Source organism: Rathayibacter sp. CAU 1779, from assembly GCF_054551755.1.
Window position 1 is genome coordinate 22,747 of record NZ_JBTOLK010000006.1, and the last position, 20,057, is coordinate 42,803.

The following is a 20,057-nucleotide window of genomic DNA, read 5'->3' on the forward strand; positions in this document are numbered from 1 at the left end:
GAGAAAGAGGATTTCCGCCCATGCGCATCTTGATTGCCTCGTGGTCGTTCGCGCCTTCTGTCGGTGGTGTGGAGACGACCGCCGATCTCCTGGCACGGCACTTCATCACCCGCGGTCATCAAGTAGTGCTCGCCACTGCCATCGGCCAAGACGATCACACGGCGCGGCCCTACCCTGTCATCAGGCGACCGTCACCGTGGCGACTTGCCCACCTCGTCTTCACTACCGACGTCGTCTTCCACAATGCGATGAGTCTGAAGATGGCGTGGCCTCTGTTCTTCATCCGACGTCCGTGGGTGGTGGCCGTGCGGCTGTTCTTCGACGAAGAGCCGAGTGCGCGTGCCCAGATCCGTCACGTCGCCCACAAGTACGCCAGATTGGTGGCCAATAGCGCGGCGACAGCCGACGACCTTCCCTTTCCCGCCACGGTGGTGCGTAACGGAGTCCGCACCGACGTATTCCATGCGTCCATACCACCAGAATCTCGTGACCCCTGGCGTATCGTCGGCGCGGGCCGACTCGTCGACGTGAAGGGTTTCGACATGCTGATCGAGGCGTTCGCCCTTCTGCGCCGCGAAACGGGGAGGGGCGACCTCACTCTCGTCGGCCAGGGTCCAGCGCTTAGCAGCCTTCGCTTACTTGCCGAACAGCGCGGGGTCGGCGACCACGTCCGCTTTGTCGGCGCGTTGTCACAACACGAGCTGGCACAAGAACTCAATCAGAATGCCGTTGCGGTGATTCCCTCTCGATGGCGTGAGACTTTCGGCAACGTCGCGCTCGAGGCAATCGCGAGCGGATGCGCCGTGATCACTACCGCGGGAGGCGGACTGCCTGAGGCCGTGGGCGAGTGCGGACTTGTCATCCCTGAACCGAGCGTCGCTGATTTGTTCGACGCAATGCGCGATGTTGTCGGCAATCGGGAACGGATCCTCGAACTCCGGTCGGGTGCCGAAAAGCATGTCGCGTCACTGTCCTCGACAGCAATGGGTGATGGATACCTTGCTGTACTCGTCGACGAATACGCCAGAAACAACCCTGTTCCGAGTCGACGCGCTCGATATTCATCGCGGAGGCACGACGCGGCGACGCGCACGCGCCATCGCCAACGATCATGAGAACCAAGGAGTCGAGTTCCCGTCGCGCGACACAATTGTTTCTCCGACGAGCACTAGTGCACACCGAACTGTTCGTCAACAGAATACGGTCCCCATTGCTCGTTCGGCGTCTCCGCTTACTGAATCGACGCTCGGAGCGTCCGATAACCGGCTCCACCCCTGCAGTCGTCAGCCTGACCACGTACGGGACTCGAGTCGAGACCGTCTACCTCGCGCTTGAATCGATCGGACGAGGACGACGCAAACCGAAACGGGTGATTCTGTGGCTGTCCGACAAGGACGTCTACGACCATCCCCCGGCCTCCCTGGTTCGCCTCGTCGCTCGCGGCCTCGAACTTCGACTCACAGAAGATCTCGGTCCTCATAAAAAGTACTATCCGCTCGTCGAGTCCGAGGAAAACATCGACGCACTCACTCTCATCACGGCCGACGACGATCTCATGTACGGGCGAAAGTGGTTGCAAAAACTGATTTCTGCAGCGACTGCGTTTCCCGATTCCATCAACGCGTATCGCGCCCACCGCCTGACGTTCAACGAAAGAGGAGAGCTCAACCGATACAACTCGTGGATCCCCTGCTGGCGGTCCACGCCAGAATTGTTCCATTTCAGTACCGGAGGCATGGGGACGGCATACCCACACAGTTTTCCTGCACTGATTCGTGAACGAGGCCGTGCATTTATGCAAGCGGCGCCCTTCGCCGATGACGTGTGGCTCCACTACATCGCTGCGGCCAACGACATAAAGACTCGGCAGCTGTATTCCTTTCCCCGTCATTTTCCAGCAATTCCACCGGATATCGAGAGCGGGACGCTTTCCCAGGTCAACGTATACGCGGGCGGGAACGACCGACAGATCTCTGCGACTTACGATCCGGGCACACTGTCGAAGCTCTTCACGCAGGTCGAGGAATACGGACGCGCCCTCAGGTAACCATATGATTCGCGTCTCAGACGTCAGAGAGCGGATAGGTGGGATTCATGCCGAGTCGACCGTGTTCACCATCACGTACGGCCTTGCGAATCTGCCGATACGATGCACTTTGTCGATCCCTCACCGCAATCAGCCGCAAGTACGACATGACGACCGTTCGGTTGATCGCGTACTCGAAACGCGATGACCTCACAACGTGCGACTCGAAATGCACCCGGTTACGCACCTGATAATACTTGCGAACTCGAGATGTAGAAGCCAACAGCGATGCGAAATAGTGAGTCGACCCGCCGATGAACCATTGCCGACTGCTATCAATTCCCGTAGGCCCGCCCATGATCACGAATCCGTGATGGGACAAATGCCATGTCAGCTCGCGATCGTCGCAATACAGAACATAGTCCGGAGCTTCACGGCTCGACGCAGACGTCAGCGCCGCACGCGACAGGATGAGCCCGCCGTACGGGGCCGTGTCGACCGGAAGCCATTTCTCCGAGGGACGCGAAATAGTCCGGCGAACCGGCGGTTTCCGCACTCGTCGCCTCAATTCGAAGCTCAGAAACGGCGACACGGGCCGGTGGATGCTGACCGAACCTCGCAAGGAACAACAGGTCGACCCGTCCGGGTCCTGTGTCACGAGCGCAATGGAGTCACGCAGCACACTCGGCGTGACCTGATTGTCATCATCGAGCAGCAGGGCGAACCTCGAATCCGACGCAAGAGCAAGAGCGGCGCGCATCCCCGCCCGGTATCCGCCTGCACTGCCCTCGTTGTGCGCAAGCCACACAATCGAGAGGCCCCCAGATGGGACGAAGTCGTTCTCGAGTCCTCGCAACGCAAGCGCGTACGAAGCAGACACCCCGTTCGCGACGACCACGACCTTGGCCACCCCCGAGTTGACGACTGCCTCGAGTGTGAGCCGAAGATCGGACTCTCGCTCGCCATCCCCATAGGTGAGAATCACTGCCACGAGGACCTCGGGCGAAATCGTTCCTTCCTCGCTGCTCACGACCTGGCCTTTCGGCAGGTCGCCCGCCTCACCACTGGAGTCCGGTCTCATGCCGCAGACTCCACGCGCCCGGGAACGAGCCGCCCGTCGTGCAGGTGATACGTGCGATCCGCCTCGGCTGCGATCGCTGGCTGGTGCGTGACGAGCACCGCGATCATCCCGTGCTTCAGCGACCGTATCGTCTCAACCACCTCCAGCTCGGTACGTGGATCGAGCGCGCTGGTCGGCTCGTCAAGCACCAACAAGTCGGGACGCGTCAGCAGGGCGCGAGCAAGGCCGATTCGCTGCCTTTGCCCCCCTGACAGATTTCGACCATCTTCGTGCACCGTGGTCTTGATTCCATCGGGAAAGACATCCTCGGCCAGCGGCAGTGCGGCCATCCGGACCGCCTCCCTCACCTGGTCGTCGGTTGCATCTCGGAAGAAGCGCACGTTGTCAGCCAAGGTTCCCGGAATCAACCGAACTTCTTGAGGCAGGTACGCGACGTGTTCGTGCCAGTCGTTCTCGCTTATTGATTCGGCGTTCACAGCATTCACGCGCATTTCTCCCGAGAGCGGCTCAACCAGACGCAACAACAACCGCAAGAACGTCGACTTGCCCTCGCCGGACCCGCCGGTAATCGTGACGAGTTCGCCACGCTCCGCATGGAAGTCCACAGACTTCAACTGTTCGACGCCGTTCCCATAGCCGAATCGAATCGCGAGCATATCGACGCTTCTGACCGTCGAAAACTTCTTGGTCCCCCACACCACGTCTATCGGATAATGAAGCCGCTTGCGTTCAGACAACCTCGAAGCGTGAGTCGCCTGCTCGTGCAAATTCTGGGACGACGTCAGGATGCTCTGCACGTACGAGAGCGACCGGACCAGGAGCAGCGCGATCACGGCGACCGAGGCCACGGCCGCCGGCGCCACAACCAACACCAGGCCGAGCACCGCAAACGCCACCAACATGATGACAATGCGGAACACGACGGGTGAGCCGAGTTGCACGACCCGGCTGCGCATCCATGCTCGTGATATGCGCATGCCACGGTCGTCGGCGACGGCTTCCATACGAGTTCGTACCCCGAAGACGCCGGCTTCTGTTCCGAGGTGAGACAGCACTGAGATGAATCCTGCAAAAGCCCCGTTGTTGCTGACCCACGAGCGCGAAGCCCGAACGTTCATCCGAGAAATCGGAAGGAACACCATCGCCAGCAGAATTCCCATTCCGATGAGCATGACGGAGGCGAGTGGTGAAACAACAAACGCCGCGAGCATCATCATCAACAGATTCGCCACATTGGCACCGACCCCGGCGGCCGTGATGAAACCGTCGGTCGCACGCAGAACGCTCTGCGAGGTCAACTCCTGCAGTTCACCCGGCCCCCAGGTCGCCTGCCCTTTCAGTGAGGTGTTCAAGTACTGGTCCACCAGGCTTCTGCGACTTGCTATTGCACGACGATTGGCCTCACGAAGGGTGAACCAAACCGCACTGAGTTGAAGCACCAGGGTGATTATCCCTACTCCGATCCCTGCGACTACCGTTCCTCCGACGCTCGCGGGTATGAAGTCGATGCCGTGGGTGGTGCTGACGCTGCCTCCGACGGCGAGAGTGCCCACCCGGACGATGAGAATGAGCAGGAGTGCCTCTGATGCTCCGCCAAGAAGGCTCAGCACCGCGATGGCGACGAGCATGCTCTTGCGCGAACCGCTCAGGAGGCGTGCGAATGCTGTATTTCGCACAAACTTCAGCATCTTCATCTCCGTGTCGCTCCCGTATTCGAATTGCGGTCATTGACACCGCGCCGGCCGTGGTCCTCCGAACGAAGCAGTGGCTCGAAGGCGGTCGCTCTGCAGGAGATGAGTCGGGCGAGTTCGGCCACCACAGCGCCGCTCATGCCCTCGCCCTGCTCTTCATGTACTCCACGCGTCTCCTCACAGGTGCAAGCTCGACCGGAGCAAGTTCCTTGGCAGCCAAAGCGAGGAAAGCGTCGAGCTCGTCAGTCAGCTCCGACGGTGCCTCACCGGTGGGGAATCCGTCTCTGCGCCACTCAAACCAGCAGGGAAAGAATCCCAGAACCGAGTGGGCGAGCACGTCGAATGCCTCATGCACCATCGGTGAGGCGCTCTGACGTGCGCGCCTCGAAGCCTGAGCGGTGGTCTGGCCTTGGTGCAGCCGGTAGATCGTCGACGGAGTTGAGAGACGGACTATCGCGTAGCCGGCGGTGCTGGCCCTGAGCCAGAGTTCGTAGTCCTCGCTCGCGACCTCGTGATATCCCCCCAGCGCACGAACGGCCTTCGTTCGGGCGACCATTGTGGGCTGCATGAAGGGGTTATCGATCAAGAGGTGGAACCGCGACGCATGGGCAGCAATTGGTCTCATCGCCTGGGGTTTCACGAGCGGAGTCCCGCTTTTCCACTTGATGACAGGCGCGAAGACGAAGTCAGCCCCCTTATGGAACCCGGCCGCCGCCGACGCGAACCGGTACGGAAGCGATATGTCGTCTGCGTCCATCTGCGCGACGTACTCAGTCTTCACGCGACCCAGGAGATCGTTTCGAGAGCCGGGAATCCCTAGTGCTGTCCCGCCCACCACAGTCAGCCTCGGATCGTTCACGGCGTTCAGCACAGCCACCGTCCCATCGCTGCTTCCGTCATCACGGACGATCATGCGTCCATCGGCAGGGAGTGCGCGAAGGGTAGATACAACGGCCGTGCGGATCGTGCGCTGGGCGTCGCGAGCTGTCATCACCACAGTCACTGACGGTTCAGATCCGCGCATCATTCGATCCTCGGCCATCTGGCGATCACCGAGTCCAGGGCCGGTTCAATACGCCCCCGCACGCGACATCACTGCGCGCGCTGTCTTCCACAACACGACCACGTCCCCCGTCAACGACCAGTTCTCTACGTAGTACAGGTCCATGCGGATGGCGTCCTCCCACTCGATGTCCGAGCGGCCGCTCACCTGCCACAGCCCGCTGATTCCTGGCTTGAGGAGCAGCCGACGGTAGTCGCGTCCGTGATACAGCGCCATCTCGGCGGACCGTTGGGGCCGCGGTCCGACGAGGCTCATCTGTCCGAGGAAGACGTTGAAGAGCTGAGGAAGTTCATCGAGCGAGTACTTGCGGAGGAAGCCGCCGATCCTGGTGAGTCGCGGGTCGTTCTGCACCTTGAAGAGCGGCTTGTCGTTCGTGCCTTGCGCCGCCAGGAGCGCGGGAAGGGCGGCATCCGCTCCCTCCTCCATCGAACGGAACTTGTACATGTGGAACTCGCGCCCGCCCGCACCCACACGACGCTGCACGTAGAACACGCCGCCCTTGCTCGTGCTGGCCACCGCAATGGCCACTGCGATCATCACGGGTGAGAGCACGCAGATCGCCAGGAACGATCCGACGATGTCGAACGCGCGCTTCGCGACGAGCTTGCCGCCGGTGTACCGCGGCATCTCGACATGCATGAGCGGAAGACCCGCCACCGGCCGCGTGTGGATGCGAGGACCACCGACATCGATCAGGCTCGGCGCCACGATCAGGTGTTCGCGGCCGGGCTCCAGGCTCCAGCTGAGCTCGCGTACCTGATCGGGCGACAGGTCGTCCGCCCCAGCGATGACGACGGTGTCCGCACCGCTGAACCGCATGGCGCGAGCGACGTCGTCGAGGCCGCCCAGCACTGCCGCGCCCAGGCTCTCGTTCTTGCCGTCTGGCGGAACGCAGGCGCCAACGACACGGTATCCGGACTGCGGCGAGCGCCCGAGCTCGTTCACCACGTGCGTGACGTTCGCCGGCGACCCGGCGACGACGACGCGCGACATGTAGTGCCCTGCGACTCGTTTCGCGACGAGCCACTGCCGTGCCAACCATCGCCCGAGCAGCAGGAACACGAGCCCAAGCGGGAACGCCAGCAACACGTAGCCTCTGGCGATGTCGATGCGGAAGAGGAACGCGACGATCGCGACGAATCCGAACACGCGCACCGTGGCGTCCGCCACCATCCGGTACTCGCCACTGCCTGTGCCGATCTCCCGATACCCGCGGGTGCCGTAGATGGTGAGCGCGAGCATCCAGAGCGCGATGACGAGCACGGAGATCGCCGTGTAGCTGACTGCGAGGCCGCCGCGCCCGAGGTCACGGAGCTCGAGATCGGTCGTGGCGAAGCCGAACCAGACGATCTGAACACCGAAAACAACCCAGACGAGAACGATGAGATCGATCACGACGAGGCGTGTCGCGTAGCGAACCGGCCAGGGCCGCCATGCGTCCGGTTCCCTGCGCGGACGGGCGTTGTGCCACCCGGTGACGTGTTCGGCGTGATCCACCACGAATCCCCCACAGGCGCGACACTCCCCCGAATGCACCGACGCCTGATCTCGAGCGTAACCCGTGCGGGAGTAGACCTCTAGGGTGCCGACAATCCGTTGCCGACCGGAAACTCACGCGTAACGGCCTCGGCGATGGCTTCTCGCCTTCGATGCTCGGCACGCAGCAGGACGGGTGCGATCACACCGGCGGCTCTGTCGAGAATCTCGGCCACCCGTTCGTACTCGCGCGCTGGTCGCCCGATCGGGTCTGCGATGTCGTCCTCGGCCGCCGGTGCTCCGGCACGTTCGGCAGCCACGGCCACCACCACGCTGTCGAGTGCGAATGTCGCGTCATCCGGCATCCGTTCGGCCAGACGAGCGAACTCCAGCACGGTGAACGTGCGCCGCACTGCACCCGGCACGCTGCGCACCGTGTCGGCGCGGATCATGCGCGTGGCGGCGAGAACCAGGTCAGCCGCTTCGACCATCGGCACCGTCAGCTGTCGGGCGCGGTGCGGTGCAACGGAGGGGAGGCGCGAAAGGAGCGCGGCGCGGGCATCCGCCGTCATCGGCGAACCCACCTCGGCGAGGATGCCTGCGCTCTCCACTGCGAAACCCGGCACGTCCCCGAGACGCCCTCGCAGGAGCTGGGCGGCCATCGGCGACCGGCAGGTGTTCCCGGCGCAGACGAACAGCACGCGGAACGGCCGGAGCACAGTTGTCATCGTTCGTGTCGGCCGACGTATCGCGCGCCGGGGCCGTCCGCGTCGCTTCGCATCGTGGCCGCGGGCGTGACGGGAGTCTCCGCGGCTTCGGTCGAATATCCGTATCCGTAGCCGCTGTAGCCATACAGGCCGTAGCCGTACGCGTCTGGTCCCTTCGTGGGAAGCATGGTGATGACGATGCCGGCGAGACGCGCCCCGACGTTGCTGAGCGCGGAGACCGATCCCTTCAGCTGCGCCTTGCGCGTACGGCTCGCGGCGACCACGAGGAGCGTGTTGCCGACGGTCTTGCCGAGCACCGCGGCATCCGTCACGGGGAGCAGCGGCGGCGAGTCGAAGATCACGTAGTCGTACATGCCTTCCACGCGCTGGATGAGGCTCACCATGGCCTGCGAGCCGAGGAGCTCACTCGGATTCGGTGGCACCGATCCCGCCGGCAACGCGGAGAGGGATGTCTTGCCCCAGGGCTGCACCACGTCCGTGAGCTCCGCGCGCCCGATGAGCACATCGGTGAGGCCGACGGCACCCTCGATGCCGAGGTAGTGGGCGACGCGCGGCTGCCGCAGGTCCGCGTCGATCATGAGCACACGGTTGCCGGCATCCGAGAGCGCGATGGCGAGGTTGAGACCCGTCGTCGTCTTGCCCTCGTTCTCGACGGACGACGAGATGACGAAGGTGCGGGCATCCGCTCCGACGTCGAGGAACTGCAGATTCGTGCGCAGCGTGCGGAACGATTCGGCGCGCGCCCCACGCGGGTCCACCTGCACGATCAGTGGACGCGACGCGGCCTTGGCGTCGTAGACGATTCCGCCGACGATGGGTGCATCCGTGATCTGCTGCACGTCGCGTTCGTTGCGCACCCTGGTGTCGAGGGTTTCACGCATGAGTGCGATGCCCACACCGACGACCAGGCCAATGATCGCGCCGAGGAGCACGTTCAGCCACAGCTTGGGACTGGCGGGCGAATCGGGGATGTTCGCGATCTGCACCCGCGTGAGCTTCACCGGCGAGACGGCGCCCTTGCCGTTGGGCGTCTCGAGCGTCTGCACCGTCTTGGCCAGGCTTGCCGCTGTCTGGTTGGCAATCCAGGCCGATTGGTTCGCCTTCGTCGACGTCGCCGTGATGTCGATGATCGTCGTGTTGACGGGCGACGAAGCGGAAATGTGCGCAGAAAGCTGCTCAGGCGTCATCCTCAAGCCGAGTTTGGCTGCGACGGGTGCCAGCACCACTGGCGTGTTCACCAGGTCCGCGTACGTCTGCACGCGCTGCTGCGTGAACGAGTTGCCTTGCACAAGCTCGGCGACGTTATCGCTGGCCTGTGTCGAGACGAAGACCTTGGCAGATGCCTGGTACTGCTTCGTGGCCAACAGGGAGTAGCTCGCCGCCACGATCACGCCGATCAGCACGAGCGCGACGATAAGGATCCACTGCTTGCGCAGCACCCGCAGATAGTCTCGCAACTCCATAGAAGCCGCCTTCCCCCGAAATCATGGTGCCACAGGGGGTGCCCCGAGGCCATCGCGAACCTGCACTCCCCCGCGTTCCGTGCACGTTCCGCGAGCCTGTCCCGGCCCGCATACTGCGATAACAGAAGCGGTTATCATTGTGGAATGGGAACGACGTACGGTGAGCATGTGAAAACGCGACGGGGCATCCTCGGCCTCTCCCAGCGCGCCCTCGCCGAGCGTTCGGGCGTGAAGCAGCCCATGATCGCGGCCATCGAGCGTGACAGACGCGAGCCATCGACAGCATCACGCGAGGCGCTCGACGCGGCTCTCATTCTGCGACCCTCAGCCGCGCTGAATGCCAGACGGGACGCGGTGCGCGACGTGTTCGCCGCGGTTTCCCTTCCCACTCCTCGCGTTTTCGGGTCTGTGGCCCGCGGCGACGACCGCGCCGGCTCCGACGTGGATCTGCTGGTCGACTTCACCGATCGTTTCGATATCGCCGATCTGTTCGCCCTCGAAGACGAACTGGAGCGGATGCTCACCGTGCACGTGGATCTCGTCGACGCCAGGTCATCAAGCCCGGTCGTCGAACGCGCCCGGGCCGAAGCGGTTCGGCTGTGAGCACGCCGGACATCGAGCAGGTCGAGAGGCGACTCGCCGACCTCGCCGGCTTCACCGGCGATGCCGCGTACACGGTGTCTCTCGGCCTGGCCGCGTATCTCGACGAGACGCCAGGGGGCAGGGTGCTCCGCAACAACGGCCGGCAGATCGTGATTCAGATCGCAACGGTCGCCGAGAAGCTGCCGCAGTCGTTCAAGGACGAGCATCCGGATGTCGACTGGATCGGCATCGCCCGCATGCGCAACCTCATCGCGCACCACTACGACAACGTCAACGACCGGCTGGTGTTCACGGCGCTCGCGGAACGGATCCCGTCGCTGGCGGCATCCCTCGGCGTCGGTTAGCGCTCGCTGAGCGGCAACGTGATCGGCTCCTCGGCAGGCACCTACGTGAAGTCCGGATCCGGCTCCGACTCGTAGACCGCGCTGCCGTCCAGCGGCCAGTGCCGGCGGCCGTTGTTCAGTACGCCGCCGCTCTCCTGCAGGTAGCAGGCGCCGCACAGGGATTCGTAGACGACGTCCTTGTCATCCTCGATGGCAACCTGATCACCGTCGAACACGAAGACGCCGTTGATGGTGCGGGCATTGAAGATGGCCTTCCGCCCGCAGCGGCAGATGGTCTTCAGCTCCTCGAGGCTGTGCGAGACCTCGAGCAGACGCCGGCTGCCGGGGAAGGCGACCGTCTGGAAGTCGGTGCGGATGCCATATGCCAGTACCGGAATATCCTCCAGAATGGCGATCCGCAGCAGGTCGTCGACCTGCGCCTCGGTGAGGAACTGGGCCTCGTCAACGAGGAGGCAGCTCACATCGCGATCGAAGCGCGACAGGGTGCGCTCGCGGTGGATCTGGAACCGATGGTAGAGGTCGGCATCCGGCGCGATCGTGAAGTCCGCGACCCTCGTCACGCCGAGTCGGGACACGATGTCGGCATCGCCCTTCGTGTCGATCGCCGGCTTTGCCAGCAGCACGCGGTGCCCACGCTCCTCGTAGTTGTACGCGGCCTGCAGGAGCGCCGTGCTCTTGCCGCTGTTCATCGCCCCGAACCGGAAATACAGTTTCGCCACCCCGCAATCGTAGAGCGACGCGCGGTGCCTCAGGCGGCGCGCGGACCCACGGAGCCGCAGGCTTACGCGGCCTCAGGTGAGGTAGCCGTCCTCGGCTGCACGGCGGATGAGGTCCGCGCGCGTGCTCGTCGGGCGTCCGGCACGTCCGTACTTCTCTCGCACGCGTCGCAGGTAGGTCTTCGCGGTCTCGAACTGCACGTGCATCTCGTCCGCGACCTGCAGGGTGGAGTTGCCGTCCACGTAGAGCAGGAACGCCATCCGCTCGCCGTCGCTCAGCTTCGGTTTCGCGACCAGACGAGCGGCCGTTGCGGCGCCGGCGGCGGTGGGGCCGGCATCCGTCAGTCCCATGACCGATTTCGCGACAGCCATCACCTCGCGCACCGGCTGTGCCTTCGACAGGAAGGCGAGGGCACCCGCACCGAGACACCGCTCGCGCTCCTCGGGCGTGTCGAGTGCCGTGAGCACGATGACGGATGCCCCGGCCGCCCGGCAGGTTCGCACCCGCGCCTCGATCGAGACCTTCTCGGACAGGTTCAGGTCCATGAGCACGAGGTCCGTGGGAAACGCGGCCGAATGCACGAGGTCGACCCAGGTCGGGGCCGCGACGACGAGGTCGAAAAGCGGCTCATGATCGCGGATCCAGTTGGACAGCGAGTCGAGCAGCAACTCATGGTCGTCCAGGATGCCCACGCGCACCGGAGTGCGCACCTCACGCGGCGGCAAAGCCGAACCTCAGGATCATGGTGGTGCCGTTTCTCGTGATGGTGGCGTCGCCCGTCAGCGACCGCAGCACGCTGACGAACGGCCGCGCCGTTCGACGCAGAAATCGCCAGTCTGCCGCAAGAGGGGCTGCCACTTCGAATCGGACCCGCTCCGAGGAATCCGCCGTCGGCGCGCGCTGCACCACCAGCCGGGACCCTGCCGGATCCAGCGCGCCGAGGCGTGTCAGCTCGACGAGACAGGCGGTGATGGTGGCCCGCTCCCGTGGCGGGACGCGCGTGAGCAGCTGCTCCGGGTCGTACACGGCGCCGGGGTGCATCCCGGCCTCCCGGACGAGGCCGTCGACCCAGGTCACGTGCACCTGCTCGAGTGCCCGCTCCCGCAGTTGGGCGGACACCGCGATCGCCGCCTCGATGTCGAACCGAGTGATCTCGCCGCGCTGCACGATGGAGGACAGCAGCGGCAACGTCACCTGCCTCAGCTCGTCGAGCTGGGCACGATGCAGCACATCCTGTTCCAGCACGCGCAGTTCGGGCTCGAGCGCCTTGAGCCCGCGGCGGGCGGCGATCATCCACTCCGAGCTGAAGCGATTGAGCACGTGCCCGCTCGCCGCGGCGACGGCCGTCAGCACGACGACCGGCGTGGCGGCGACGACGGCGTACACGAACGGAGCGTTGGCGATGCGGAGGAATCGGCCCTCCTCGAAGGCCAGCACCCCGAGGGCGAGCGCGCTGACGCCGCCGAGCAGGATGATGTCCCGCGGCGGACGCAGCCACAGGAGACCCAGCACCATCAGCCCGACGCCGATCTGACCCCAATCGTCCTGGACCATCTTGTTGTGGCCCCAGCTGGCGAACGCGGCCAGGACGGCGGCCAGCACGGCGGCACCGATCACGAAGACGGCCGGCACGGCATCAAGCCTCGCCACATTCGGATGCGACGCCACAGTGAGCGCGATCGCCGCACCCGCCAGAATGTAGACCGCCACGATCGCGAGGTCGGGGTGCACGATCTCGTCGTTGTGCATGACGGTCTGCATCACGGCGTATCCCACGGCGATGGCGCCGAGGAACGGTGCGAACGTCCACGCGGCCGTCGCGCCGATGGGATCCAGCCGGATCGGCCTCGTGAACAGCGGGATCGTGGTCATCGGATCCCGCCGTTCTCGACGACCGTCGGCACGATCATGAGCACCGACGTGCCCGCACCCGGCTGGGAGAACACGGAGACGGATCCGCCGACGCGTTCGATCCGCACGATCACCGAGTGCAGGAGTCCCATCCGGTTGTTGCCTTCGGCCGTGAGGCTGGACACGTCGAAGCCCCTTCCGCCGTCGACCACGACGAGCGAGAGTGCGTCATGGGAGGCCGACAGCATCACCTCGGCCTTCGACTGCCCGGAGTGCTTGAGCACGTTGATGAGGCACTGCCTGGCTGCGAGGCCGAGAGCGCGCCTGGTGTCCGCTGGCAGGCTCGCATAGCGCGAGTGGTCACCCGAGACGTCGACGACCAGTCCGGAATCGCGGGCGTGTGCAATCGCCTCGGCGAGTTCACTGGTGCGCCAGTCCTCGTGTTCGGTGCGCTGCCTGGTGTGGCGGGAGGTCGCGGCACTCGTCGTCCAGAAGCGGATGTCGTCCTCAAGTCGTTCCCGCAGAGCGGGCGCAACGGGCCCCGGGTTCGCCGCAGCGACGGCCGCGAGCTCGCTGAGCGTGGTGTCGTGCAACTCGGCCCGAAGTTCGGCGGCGATCGACCGCCGCAGCTCGTCTGCCCGCTGCTCGCGGAGGGTTCGCATGATGAGCGTGTGCGCTCCTCGGTACGCTCCGCGCGTCATCCCGTGAAAGAGCAGCAGAGCCATGAACAGCACATACGCGCCGAGGGAGATGGAGTCGAAGCGGAATTCCCTGCCCGTTGCGAGGGCTGCTGCGAACACGGCGAGATCCCCGACCGCGTAGGCGAGCGTGGCCCAGAGCACGCCGATCCTTGCGTCGGGCGCCGAACCGCCGACAAGCATGAGCGCCACGAGCGGAAGCGCCACGACGAACAGGTTCGTGTTGGTGTAATCCGTCGTCTGCTCGAGCAACGCCACGGTGTAGACGAAGGTGGCTGCGCAGCCCACCACCACGTAGGCGACGCACAGCGCAGTCGTGGCGCGGCGCATCAGGACGATCAGCAACGCGACCATCGGGAGCAGACATCCGGCCGCCCACCACCGCACCTCACCCGACCCGAACATCCCTGGCACGAGGACGGCGACGACGGCTGCGATCAGGCAGTTGAGCGCGGCTACCTGCGTCGACACGGCTACCGCGCGATTTCCGGCCTCACGCGCCACTTGGGCCGGGACCCCCAGAGACACGCTTCGGATTATGGCACGCTCCGGCCCGCACTTGTACCCCTGCGTTGTCCCCCGAACCCGTCTCAGCCCGGCGACGATGCCCCCGCGCCGTCGAATCCGTTGCCGCATCCCGTTGCCGCATCCCGTCGTCGCGGGCTGCCGGTTGTTCGGGGAGGCACCAGCGATTGCGACAGCTGGAGAGCGAATGCGACGAGGCGGAGGCGTCCTGCCCGATACGACGGACGCGCGCTCAGAACAGCGTGAGCCGCTCCTCGGGAGCGACGCGGGACGGCGCACCCGGCGCATCCGCAGCCGAAGCCGCACCGAATCGCACCCGGTTGCCGTCGCTGTCGCGCATCGCGGCCAGCGCGGCCGAGCGCACGCCGCCCGTCACGGGGTCCTCTTCCCCGCGCCGGAGCCTGTGCTTCGCGATCAACGGTTTCATGCGTGCCGCGAGCCACTTGCGGTAGTCGACCGGCGCGTAGGCCTGCGTGCCGTACATCGCCCGGTACTTCGGAACGAGCTCCGGATGCTCGCGCTCCAGCCACAGCATGAACCACTCCTTGACCCCTGGCCGAAGGTGCAGAGCCGTGTAGAGCACGGAGCTCGCGCCTGCGGCTTTCGCGGCGGCGAGCGCGGCATCCAGGTGCTCTCTCGAGTCGGTGAGGAACGGCAGGATCGGCATCATGAACACGGCGCACTCCAGACCGTGCTCGCGCACGGCGCGCACGGTCTCCAGCCGCGCCTTCGTGCTCGGGGTTCCCGGCTCGACGGACTTCTGCAGCTCCTCGTCGTACACCGCGATCGACATCGCGAGGTCGACGGGAACGCGGGCGGCGGCATCCGCGATCAGGTCGAGGTCACGACGCAGCAGCGACCCCTTCGTGAGAATGCTGAACGGCGTGCCCGAGTCGGCGAGCGCCTCGATGATGCCCGGCATCAATGCGTAGCGCCCCTCGGCACGCTGATACGGATCGGTGTTCGTTCCCAGTGCCACCGGATGCCGCCTCCAGCTCGCCCGCGCCACCTCCTTGCGCAGCACCTCGGCGACGTTCACCTTGACGACGATCTCGTTGTCGAAATCGGTGCCCATGTTGAGCTCGAGGTAGCGGTGAGTGGGGCGGGCGAAGCAGTTGTGGCTGATCACACCGTTCGCCACGAAGTCCCCCGTTTCGGTGGTGATGTCGACCATCTCGAGTTCCGCACCGAGGTCTTCGATCGACCTGATGCGCAGATCGGAGGTCGTCTTCACAGCGGTGCCGACGAGGTCGAGCTTGCGGGTGATCGCCGGCCGCACGAGTTGGAAAAACCGTGATCGAACGCCAAGGCCGCCCGTGATTCTTACGCAACGCACGCCGTTAGGCCTGGCGGGCTCGACGACGTGCGGGATGCCGAACCGCTCGAGCGCCGCACCGGTGTGGTCCAGGATGTCTTTCGCCTTGTTGCTGATGCGCAGCACCCCCCTCGAGCAGCTTCCTTCCGCGTCGAAGATCCCGGCCAAGAATCCGCGAGACCACTCGTCACCCGGAAGGCGCGGCCAGTCGATGAGGCTTTGGATGTCGGCATATGCCTGATGCCGATTGCAGTGGATGGCATTCATCGGACGATGCCCATCCGCTACGGCAAAGGGCCTTGTGGTGGTGGCGATGCCCTGCGCCAGAAGGTATGCGCGAGATCGGTCAAGCGCCTCGGCATCCGCAAGCGCAAGACGGAAATACCGAACTCGGTTTATCGCGCCACTCTTTCGGGTGTAGTCCTTGGCGATGAGCATGCCGTCGCCCCGGATCACGCCCGTGAGATATCCCCGACGGTACTCAGGGCTCTCAGCGCTCGGCTGATCATGCCGGCCACCCGAGCCGAAGCCCTGGAGCGAGTTGTTCACGGTCAGGTACGGGCGTTGGCCCGCACCCGCCGTGGCACCCGTGACGTACTTCCAACCCCGATTCGTGAGGAAACGATGGTCACCGCTGGCGACCAGCTCGGTGCCGTCGGCCAGGGTGACACGAAACGCGCGCTTGCGGATCGACCATGCGGCCCGGACCATGCTCGGAACATATCGGCGATATGCGCCGTCCTTTCGAGTACCCATGACGACATCGCCGGGCGTGACCTCGCCGAGCGGTTTCTGCCGTCCATCAGCCATGAGAATGAGCGTGTCGGGTGTCAGGCAGTACACGCACGCATGTTGGCATCCCCGGTACGGGTTGATGGTCCAGCCGAACGGCAGCGCCCCGCCGCCACCCGGGACCTTGTTCAGCGCGGACTTCGCGAGCACCTCGTGGAACGTGACGCCGGCGAACTCGGGAGTGCGCACCGAGCGCACGAGGTTGTTCAGCTTGGCCAAACCGGGGAGCGCATCCGTCTGCTCGACCGTGATCTCCTGACCGCTCCACCGCATTGCTTCATTCGAACATTAATTCGATTCTTGTGCAACAGGCTCGCCGCGAGTGTCGTCGATCGGTCCGTCGTACCCGTGTAGATCCTTCGTCCCCACTGAATTCCTGGCGCGACGTGTCGCTTCGTGGACGCAATGCGACAACACGCGCCAGGGATTCCACGCCCCGGCACGTCATTGGGCCAGCAGACTCGTGCCAGCCACCGAGCGCGACTCCTCAGCCGGACGTCGGGACTCCCGTCGACTGCCGCAGCACCAGCCGCACGGGCAGCACGACCTCCGCGGCGGGTGGTGTTCCGTCGATCGCGTCGAGGATCCGTCGAACCGCCTCGTCCGACTTGGCCACGACGTCCTGCGCGATCGTCGTCAGCTTGGGGGTGACGTATCCGGCCAGGTCGATGTCGTCGAAGCCGACGACGGAGATGTCGCCAGGCACATCCGCCCCTGCCGAACGCAGCCCTTCGAGCAGGCCGGCCGCGAGGATGTCCGCTGTGGCGAACACCGCCGTCGCCTGCGGATGCTCCTTCCGCACTCGGCGCCCGAGCTCGACGCCCGCCGCGTAGGTCGTATCTGCCAGCACGAGCCGGGACGGATCCCACGGAACTCCCGCCGCCTCGTGCGCGGCCACGAACCCCGCGTGCCGCTGCTGGACGACGCCGCTGTCCGCGAACTCCGGACCGGCGAACAGGATCTCGCGATGCCCAAGCGCGAGCAGGTGGGAGGCGGCAAGAGTCCCGCCCTCGAAGTCGTCCGAGCGCACGCCGGCGGTGAGCGGGTTGGCCGAGTAGCTGTCCAGCGCGAGGAGCGGCGGACCGCCGTCCATGACGAACGAGTCGACGTCGGCGTCGACGAACCCGAGGAGGATCACGCCGTCGAGGTTCCACGACCGCACCGCCTCGAGCACCTCACCGGGACGCGCGACGCCGCGTAGCAGCAGGTGATATCCGGCGCGGCGGAGCCGGCGCTCGAGCAGGCCGAACATCGCCGCATTATGGGGACTGACCATCAGGCTGTCCTCGTCCGCGGCAGGCACGAGGAGTCCGATCATCCGTGATGCGTTGGCAGCAAGTGATCGGGCGGACGCGCTGGGCACATAGCCGCGACGCTCGACGATCTCCTGCACGCGGTCGATCGTGGACTGCGACACCCTGGCACGGTTGCCGTTGACGACGTTCGAGACGGTCATGACGCTCACGCCGGCCTCGTCGGCGATGTCCTTGAGCGTCACGCGCATGGTTCTCCGTTCGAGGGTCTTGGGCAGGTCGACTCCGACAGCGCGACGGGCGTCAAGCGAGCCGATCGGCACGGTGGGCCAACGGTATCGCGGATGCCGAGCCCGGCGACCATCCGCTTCGAACGGCCGCTTGACATCGCCGACGCAACGGCTCTATGGTCAACTTCCATCCGATGAGTGTAGCGCTAAACCTTCCTCGCCGGATCGTCCGCGGACGTGCGGACGGAAGCCCTCCCCGACGCGCCGAGCGCGTCAGCCCCGAGCCCCACGGGATTCGGCCCTACGGACCCGAACCGCTGTGGAGAGGGGGCTCGGCCGCCGGGGCCGGGCCGTTCGACACCAGACCCACTCTCGACAGAAAGACACGACGACGTGACCATCACCCACGACGAACCCGTCGCCCCGGCACCGGCCGGGACCGAACGCCGCGAAGGTAGGGCAGCGAGTCGTGACCTCGACTGGTGGCGCAACGCAGTCGTCTACGAGGTGTATCCGCGCAGCTTCGCGGACGGCAACGGCGACGGCATCGGCGACCTGGCCGGCCTGCGGTCGCGGCTTCCCTATCTGAGCGATCTCGGCGTCGACGCCATCTGGATCACGCCCTGGTACGCCTCGCCCCAGGCTGACGGCGGCTACGACGTGTCGGACTATCGGACCATCGATCCGCTGTTCGGCGATCTCGACGAGGCCGAGCGGCTCATCGCCGAGGCGCGGAGGCACGGAATCCGCACGATCGTGGACATCGTGCCGAACCATGTTTCCGACCGGCACCCGTGGTTCCAGGCGGCACTGGCCGCCGGGCCGGGATCGGCGGAACGAGACAGGTTCTGGTTTCGGGCCGGACGTGGTCCGGCCGGCGCCGAAGCGCCGACGGACTGGGAGTCGAGCTTCGGCGGCAGCACCTGGACGCGAACCACGAACTCCGACGGCACGCCCGGCCAGTGGTACCTGCACCTCTTCGCGCCGGAACAGCCCGACCTCAACTGGCAGAACGACGACGTGCGGCGCGAGCACGAAGACGTGCTGCGCTTCTGGTTCGACAGAGGTGCTGCCGGCGTCCGCATCGACTCGGCCGGCCTCCCCGTGAAGGACCCGACTCTGCCCGACATGCGCGGCGTCTCCGGTCACGCGCCGGGAACGCATCCGCACCTGGATCGCGACGAGTTGCACGACATCTATCGCGCATGGCGCAGGGTTGCGGACGGATACTCCGAGCCGCGGATCCTGGTCGCCGAGGTGTGGCTGGCCGAGGCCGACCGCTTCGCCGCCTACCTGCGGCCGGACGAGATCCACACGGCGTTCAACTTCGACTTCATGACGGCGCCGTGGGATGCGGATCGGCTGCGGCGCGTCATCCGCGAGACGCTCGACACACACGCGACCGTCGGCGCGCCGGCCACCTGGGTGCTCTCGAACCACGACATCACCCGACCCGTCACTCGACTCGGCCGCGCGGACACGGCATTCTCCTTCGATGCCAAGCGGTTCGGCACGGCGGCCGACGAGACGCTCGGCACCCGCCGCGCTCGCGCCGCGGCACTGCTGGCCGCGTCGCTCCCCGGCGTGCTCTACCTCTACCAGGGCGACGAGCTCGGGCTGCCGGAGGCCGAGCTCCCACGCGAGGCGCTGACCGATCCGATGCATTTCAGGTCGGGCGGCGTGGATCCGGGACGCGACGGATGCCGCGTCCCGCTCCCCTGGACGGCCGACGGCCGCTCCTTCGGCTTCTCGCCCGACACGACCGGCGACGCCCAGGACGGTACCGACGACGGCGTTGCAGAGCCATGGCTGCCACAGCCGGAGAGCTGGGGCGTGCTCAGCGTCGCGGAGCAACTGCGTGACCCGGACTCGATGCTCCGACTCCACCGTGACGCGCTGCGGCTGCGCCGCTCCGAGCCCGCGTTGCGCGGTGACGGATTCCGGTGGCTCGCGACACCGGATCACAGCGTTCTCGCATTCGCTCGAGGCGACGATGTCATCTGCATCGTCAACTTCGGGCCACACGATTTCGTGCTCGAGCCGGATGCCGACATCCTGCTCGCCAGCGCACCCCTCGTCGGCGGCATGGTGCCGCCCGACACCACGGTGTGGCTACGCACCGCATCCAGCACCGCATTCACCAGCACCACGCCGCTCGGCACCCTTTCCGACGGCACACCAGCACAACCCGAATGATCAAC

The 20,057-nt window shown here is 65.6% G+C and carries 17 protein-coding genes; 5 read left to right on the forward strand and 12 right to left on the reverse strand.

All coding sequences use genetic code 11. The features are described from left to right. The first annotated feature begins 20 nt into the window (after window positions 1-20). Together ACX9R5_RS18315 and ACX9R5_RS18320 are read left to right on the forward strand one after the other, a co-directional pair. The gene (locus ACX9R5_RS18315; protein ID WP_459410497.1) at window positions 21-1,115 is read left to right on the forward strand and encodes a glycosyltransferase family 4 protein; all 1,095 of its coding nucleotides are present in this window, start codon (window positions 21-23) and stop codon (window positions 1,113-1,115) included. A gap of 254 nt (window positions 1,116-1,369) precedes the next feature. Then, window positions 1,370-2,047 carry a hypothetical protein gene (locus tag ACX9R5_RS18320; RefSeq protein WP_459410498.1) on the forward strand — a complete coding sequence of 226 codons (678 nt, stop codon included), beginning with the start codon at window positions 1,370-1,372 and terminating at the stop codon, window positions 2,045-2,047. A 16-nt stretch (window positions 2,048-2,063) separates the two neighbouring features. On the opposite strand, the gene ACX9R5_RS18325 is transcribed toward ACX9R5_RS18320, so the two are convergent. The 6 genes from ACX9R5_RS18325 to ACX9R5_RS18350 all read right to left on the reverse strand — a co-directional run bounded on the left by ACX9R5_RS18325 (window position 2,064) and on the right by ACX9R5_RS18350 (window position 9,528). Beyond that, window positions 2,064-3,107 carry a glycosyltransferase gene (locus ACX9R5_RS18325; RefSeq protein ID WP_459410499.1) on the reverse strand — a complete coding sequence of 348 codons (1,044 nt, stop codon included), beginning with the start codon at window positions 3,105-3,107 and terminating at the stop codon, window positions 2,064-2,066. Beyond that, the gene (locus ACX9R5_RS18330; RefSeq protein ID WP_459410500.1) at window positions 3,104-4,801 is read right to left on the reverse strand and encodes an ATP-binding cassette domain-containing protein; all 1,698 of its coding nucleotides are present in this window, start codon (window positions 4,799-4,801) and stop codon (window positions 3,104-3,106) included. The genes ACX9R5_RS18325 and ACX9R5_RS18330 overlap by 4 nt, the downstream gene beginning before the upstream one ends. A 133-nt stretch (window positions 4,802-4,934) precedes the next feature. Then, a complete protein-coding gene (locus tag ACX9R5_RS18335; protein ID WP_459410501.1) occupies window positions 4,935-5,840 on the reverse strand; it encodes a glycosyltransferase family 2 protein in 906 nt (301 codons plus the stop codon). Window positions 5,841-5,867: 27 nt separating this feature from the next. Continuing rightward, on the reverse strand, window positions 5,868-7,358 hold the full coding sequence (locus tag ACX9R5_RS18340) for a sugar transferase (RefSeq protein ID WP_459410502.1): 1,491 nt from the start codon (window positions 7,356-7,358) through the stop codon (window positions 5,868-5,870). A gap of 80 nt (window positions 7,359-7,438) precedes the next feature. Beyond that, the gene (locus tag ACX9R5_RS18345; RefSeq protein WP_459410503.1) at window positions 7,439-8,065 is read right to left on the reverse strand and encodes an arsenate reductase/protein-tyrosine-phosphatase family protein; all 627 of its coding nucleotides are present in this window, start codon (window positions 8,063-8,065) and stop codon (window positions 7,439-7,441) included. Beyond that, entirely contained in the window at window positions 8,062-9,528 is a 1,467-nt protein-coding gene (locus ACX9R5_RS18350) for a tyrosine-protein kinase domain-containing protein (protein ID WP_459410504.1), read from the reverse strand. Before ACX9R5_RS18350 ends, ACX9R5_RS18345 begins: the two co-directional genes overlap by 4 nt. 144 nt (window positions 9,529-9,672) lie before the next feature. Here ACX9R5_RS18350 and ACX9R5_RS18355 point away from each other — a divergent pair, with 144 nt between their 5' ends. Together ACX9R5_RS18355 and ACX9R5_RS18360 are read left to right on the forward strand one after the other, a co-directional pair. Continuing rightward, window positions 9,673-10,131 carry a helix-turn-helix domain-containing protein gene (locus tag ACX9R5_RS18355; RefSeq protein WP_459410505.1) on the forward strand — a complete coding sequence of 153 codons (459 nt, stop codon included), beginning with the start codon at window positions 9,673-9,675 and terminating at the stop codon, window positions 10,129-10,131. Continuing rightward, on the forward strand, window positions 10,128-10,475 hold the full coding sequence (locus ACX9R5_RS18360; protein WP_459410506.1) for a HepT-like ribonuclease domain-containing protein: 348 nt from the start codon (window positions 10,128-10,130) through the stop codon (window positions 10,473-10,475). The genes ACX9R5_RS18355 and ACX9R5_RS18360 overlap by 4 nt, the downstream gene beginning before the upstream one ends. Window positions 10,476-10,516: 41 nt before the next feature. Here the strand turns inward: ACX9R5_RS18360 and ACX9R5_RS18365 are convergent, their stop codons facing one another. The 6 genes from ACX9R5_RS18365 to ACX9R5_RS18390 form a co-directional block, all read right to left on the reverse strand. Next, window positions 10,517-11,194, reverse strand: a complete 678-nt coding sequence (locus ACX9R5_RS18365) for a thymidine kinase (RefSeq protein ID WP_459410507.1) — start codon at window positions 11,192-11,194, stop codon at window positions 10,517-10,519. A gap of 72 nt (window positions 11,195-11,266) precedes the next feature. Further along, window positions 11,267-11,917: a response regulator gene (locus ACX9R5_RS18370; protein ID WP_459410508.1), complete on the reverse strand. Its 651-nt coding sequence runs from the start codon at window positions 11,915-11,917 to the stop codon at window positions 11,267-11,269. Further along, the gene (locus ACX9R5_RS18375; protein ID WP_459410509.1) at window positions 11,904-13,064 is read right to left on the reverse strand and encodes a hypothetical protein; all 1,161 of its coding nucleotides are present in this window, start codon (window positions 13,062-13,064) and stop codon (window positions 11,904-11,906) included. Before ACX9R5_RS18375 ends, ACX9R5_RS18370 begins: the two co-directional genes overlap by 14 nt. Next, on the reverse strand, window positions 13,061-14,269 hold the full coding sequence (locus ACX9R5_RS18380; protein ID WP_459410510.1) for a sensor histidine kinase: 1,209 nt from the start codon (window positions 14,267-14,269) through the stop codon (window positions 13,061-13,063). Before ACX9R5_RS18380 ends, ACX9R5_RS18375 begins: the two co-directional genes overlap by 4 nt. Before the next feature lie 229 nt (window positions 14,270-14,498). Next, complete coding sequence (locus ACX9R5_RS18385) at window positions 14,499-16,646, reverse strand: intein-containing Rv2578c family radical SAM protein (protein WP_459410511.1); 2,148 nt, start codon at window positions 16,644-16,646, stop codon at window positions 14,499-14,501. Window positions 16,647-16,860: 214 nt separating this feature from the next. Then, window positions 16,861-17,949, reverse strand: coding sequence for a LacI family DNA-binding transcriptional regulator (locus ACX9R5_RS18390; RefSeq protein WP_459410512.1), 1,089 nt, complete (start codon window positions 17,947-17,949; stop codon window positions 16,861-16,863). A 300-nt stretch (window positions 17,950-18,249) separates the two neighbouring features. On the opposite strand from ACX9R5_RS18390, the gene ACX9R5_RS18395 reads away from it, so the two are divergent. Continuing rightward, window positions 18,250-20,052, forward strand: coding sequence for a glycoside hydrolase family 13 protein (locus tag ACX9R5_RS18395; protein ID WP_459410513.1), 1,803 nt, complete (start codon window positions 18,250-18,252; stop codon window positions 20,050-20,052). The last annotated feature ends 5 nt before the right edge of the window (window positions 20,053-20,057 follow it).

Excerpts from the sequence above, each read along its gene's own strand:
- ACX9R5_RS18345 (WP_459410503.1), bottom strand. The coding sequence starts at position 8,065 with ATGACAACTGTGCTCCGGCCGTTCCGCGTGCTGTTCGTCTGCGCCGGG.
- ACX9R5_RS18355 (WP_459410505.1), top strand. The coding sequence starts at position 9,673 with ATGGGAACGACGTACGGTGAGCATGTGAAAACGCGACGGGGCATCCTC.
- ACX9R5_RS18375 (WP_459410509.1), bottom strand. The coding sequence starts at position 13,064 with ATGACCACGATCCCGCTGTTCACGAGGCCGATCCGGCTGGATCCCATC.
- ACX9R5_RS18335 (WP_459410501.1), bottom strand. The coding sequence starts at position 5,840 with ATGGCCGAGGATCGAATGATGCGCGGATCTGAACCGTCAGTGACTGTG.
- ACX9R5_RS18325 (WP_459410499.1), bottom strand. The coding sequence starts at position 3,107 with ATGAGACCGGACTCCAGTGGTGAGGCGGGCGACCTGCCGAAAGGCCAG.
- ACX9R5_RS18385 (WP_459410511.1), bottom strand. The coding sequence starts at position 16,646 with ATGCGGTGGAGCGGTCAGGAGATCACGGTCGAGCAGACGGATGCGCTC.
- ACX9R5_RS18330 (WP_459410500.1), bottom strand. The coding sequence starts at position 4,801 with ATGAAGATGCTGAAGTTTGTGCGAAATACAGCATTCGCACGCCTCCTG.
- ACX9R5_RS18350 (WP_459410504.1), bottom strand. The coding sequence starts at position 9,528 with ATGGAGTTGCGAGACTATCTGCGGGTGCTGCGCAAGCAGTGGATCCTT.
- ACX9R5_RS18315 (WP_459410497.1), top strand. The coding sequence starts at position 21 with ATGCGCATCTTGATTGCCTCGTGGTCGTTCGCGCCTTCTGTCGGTGGT.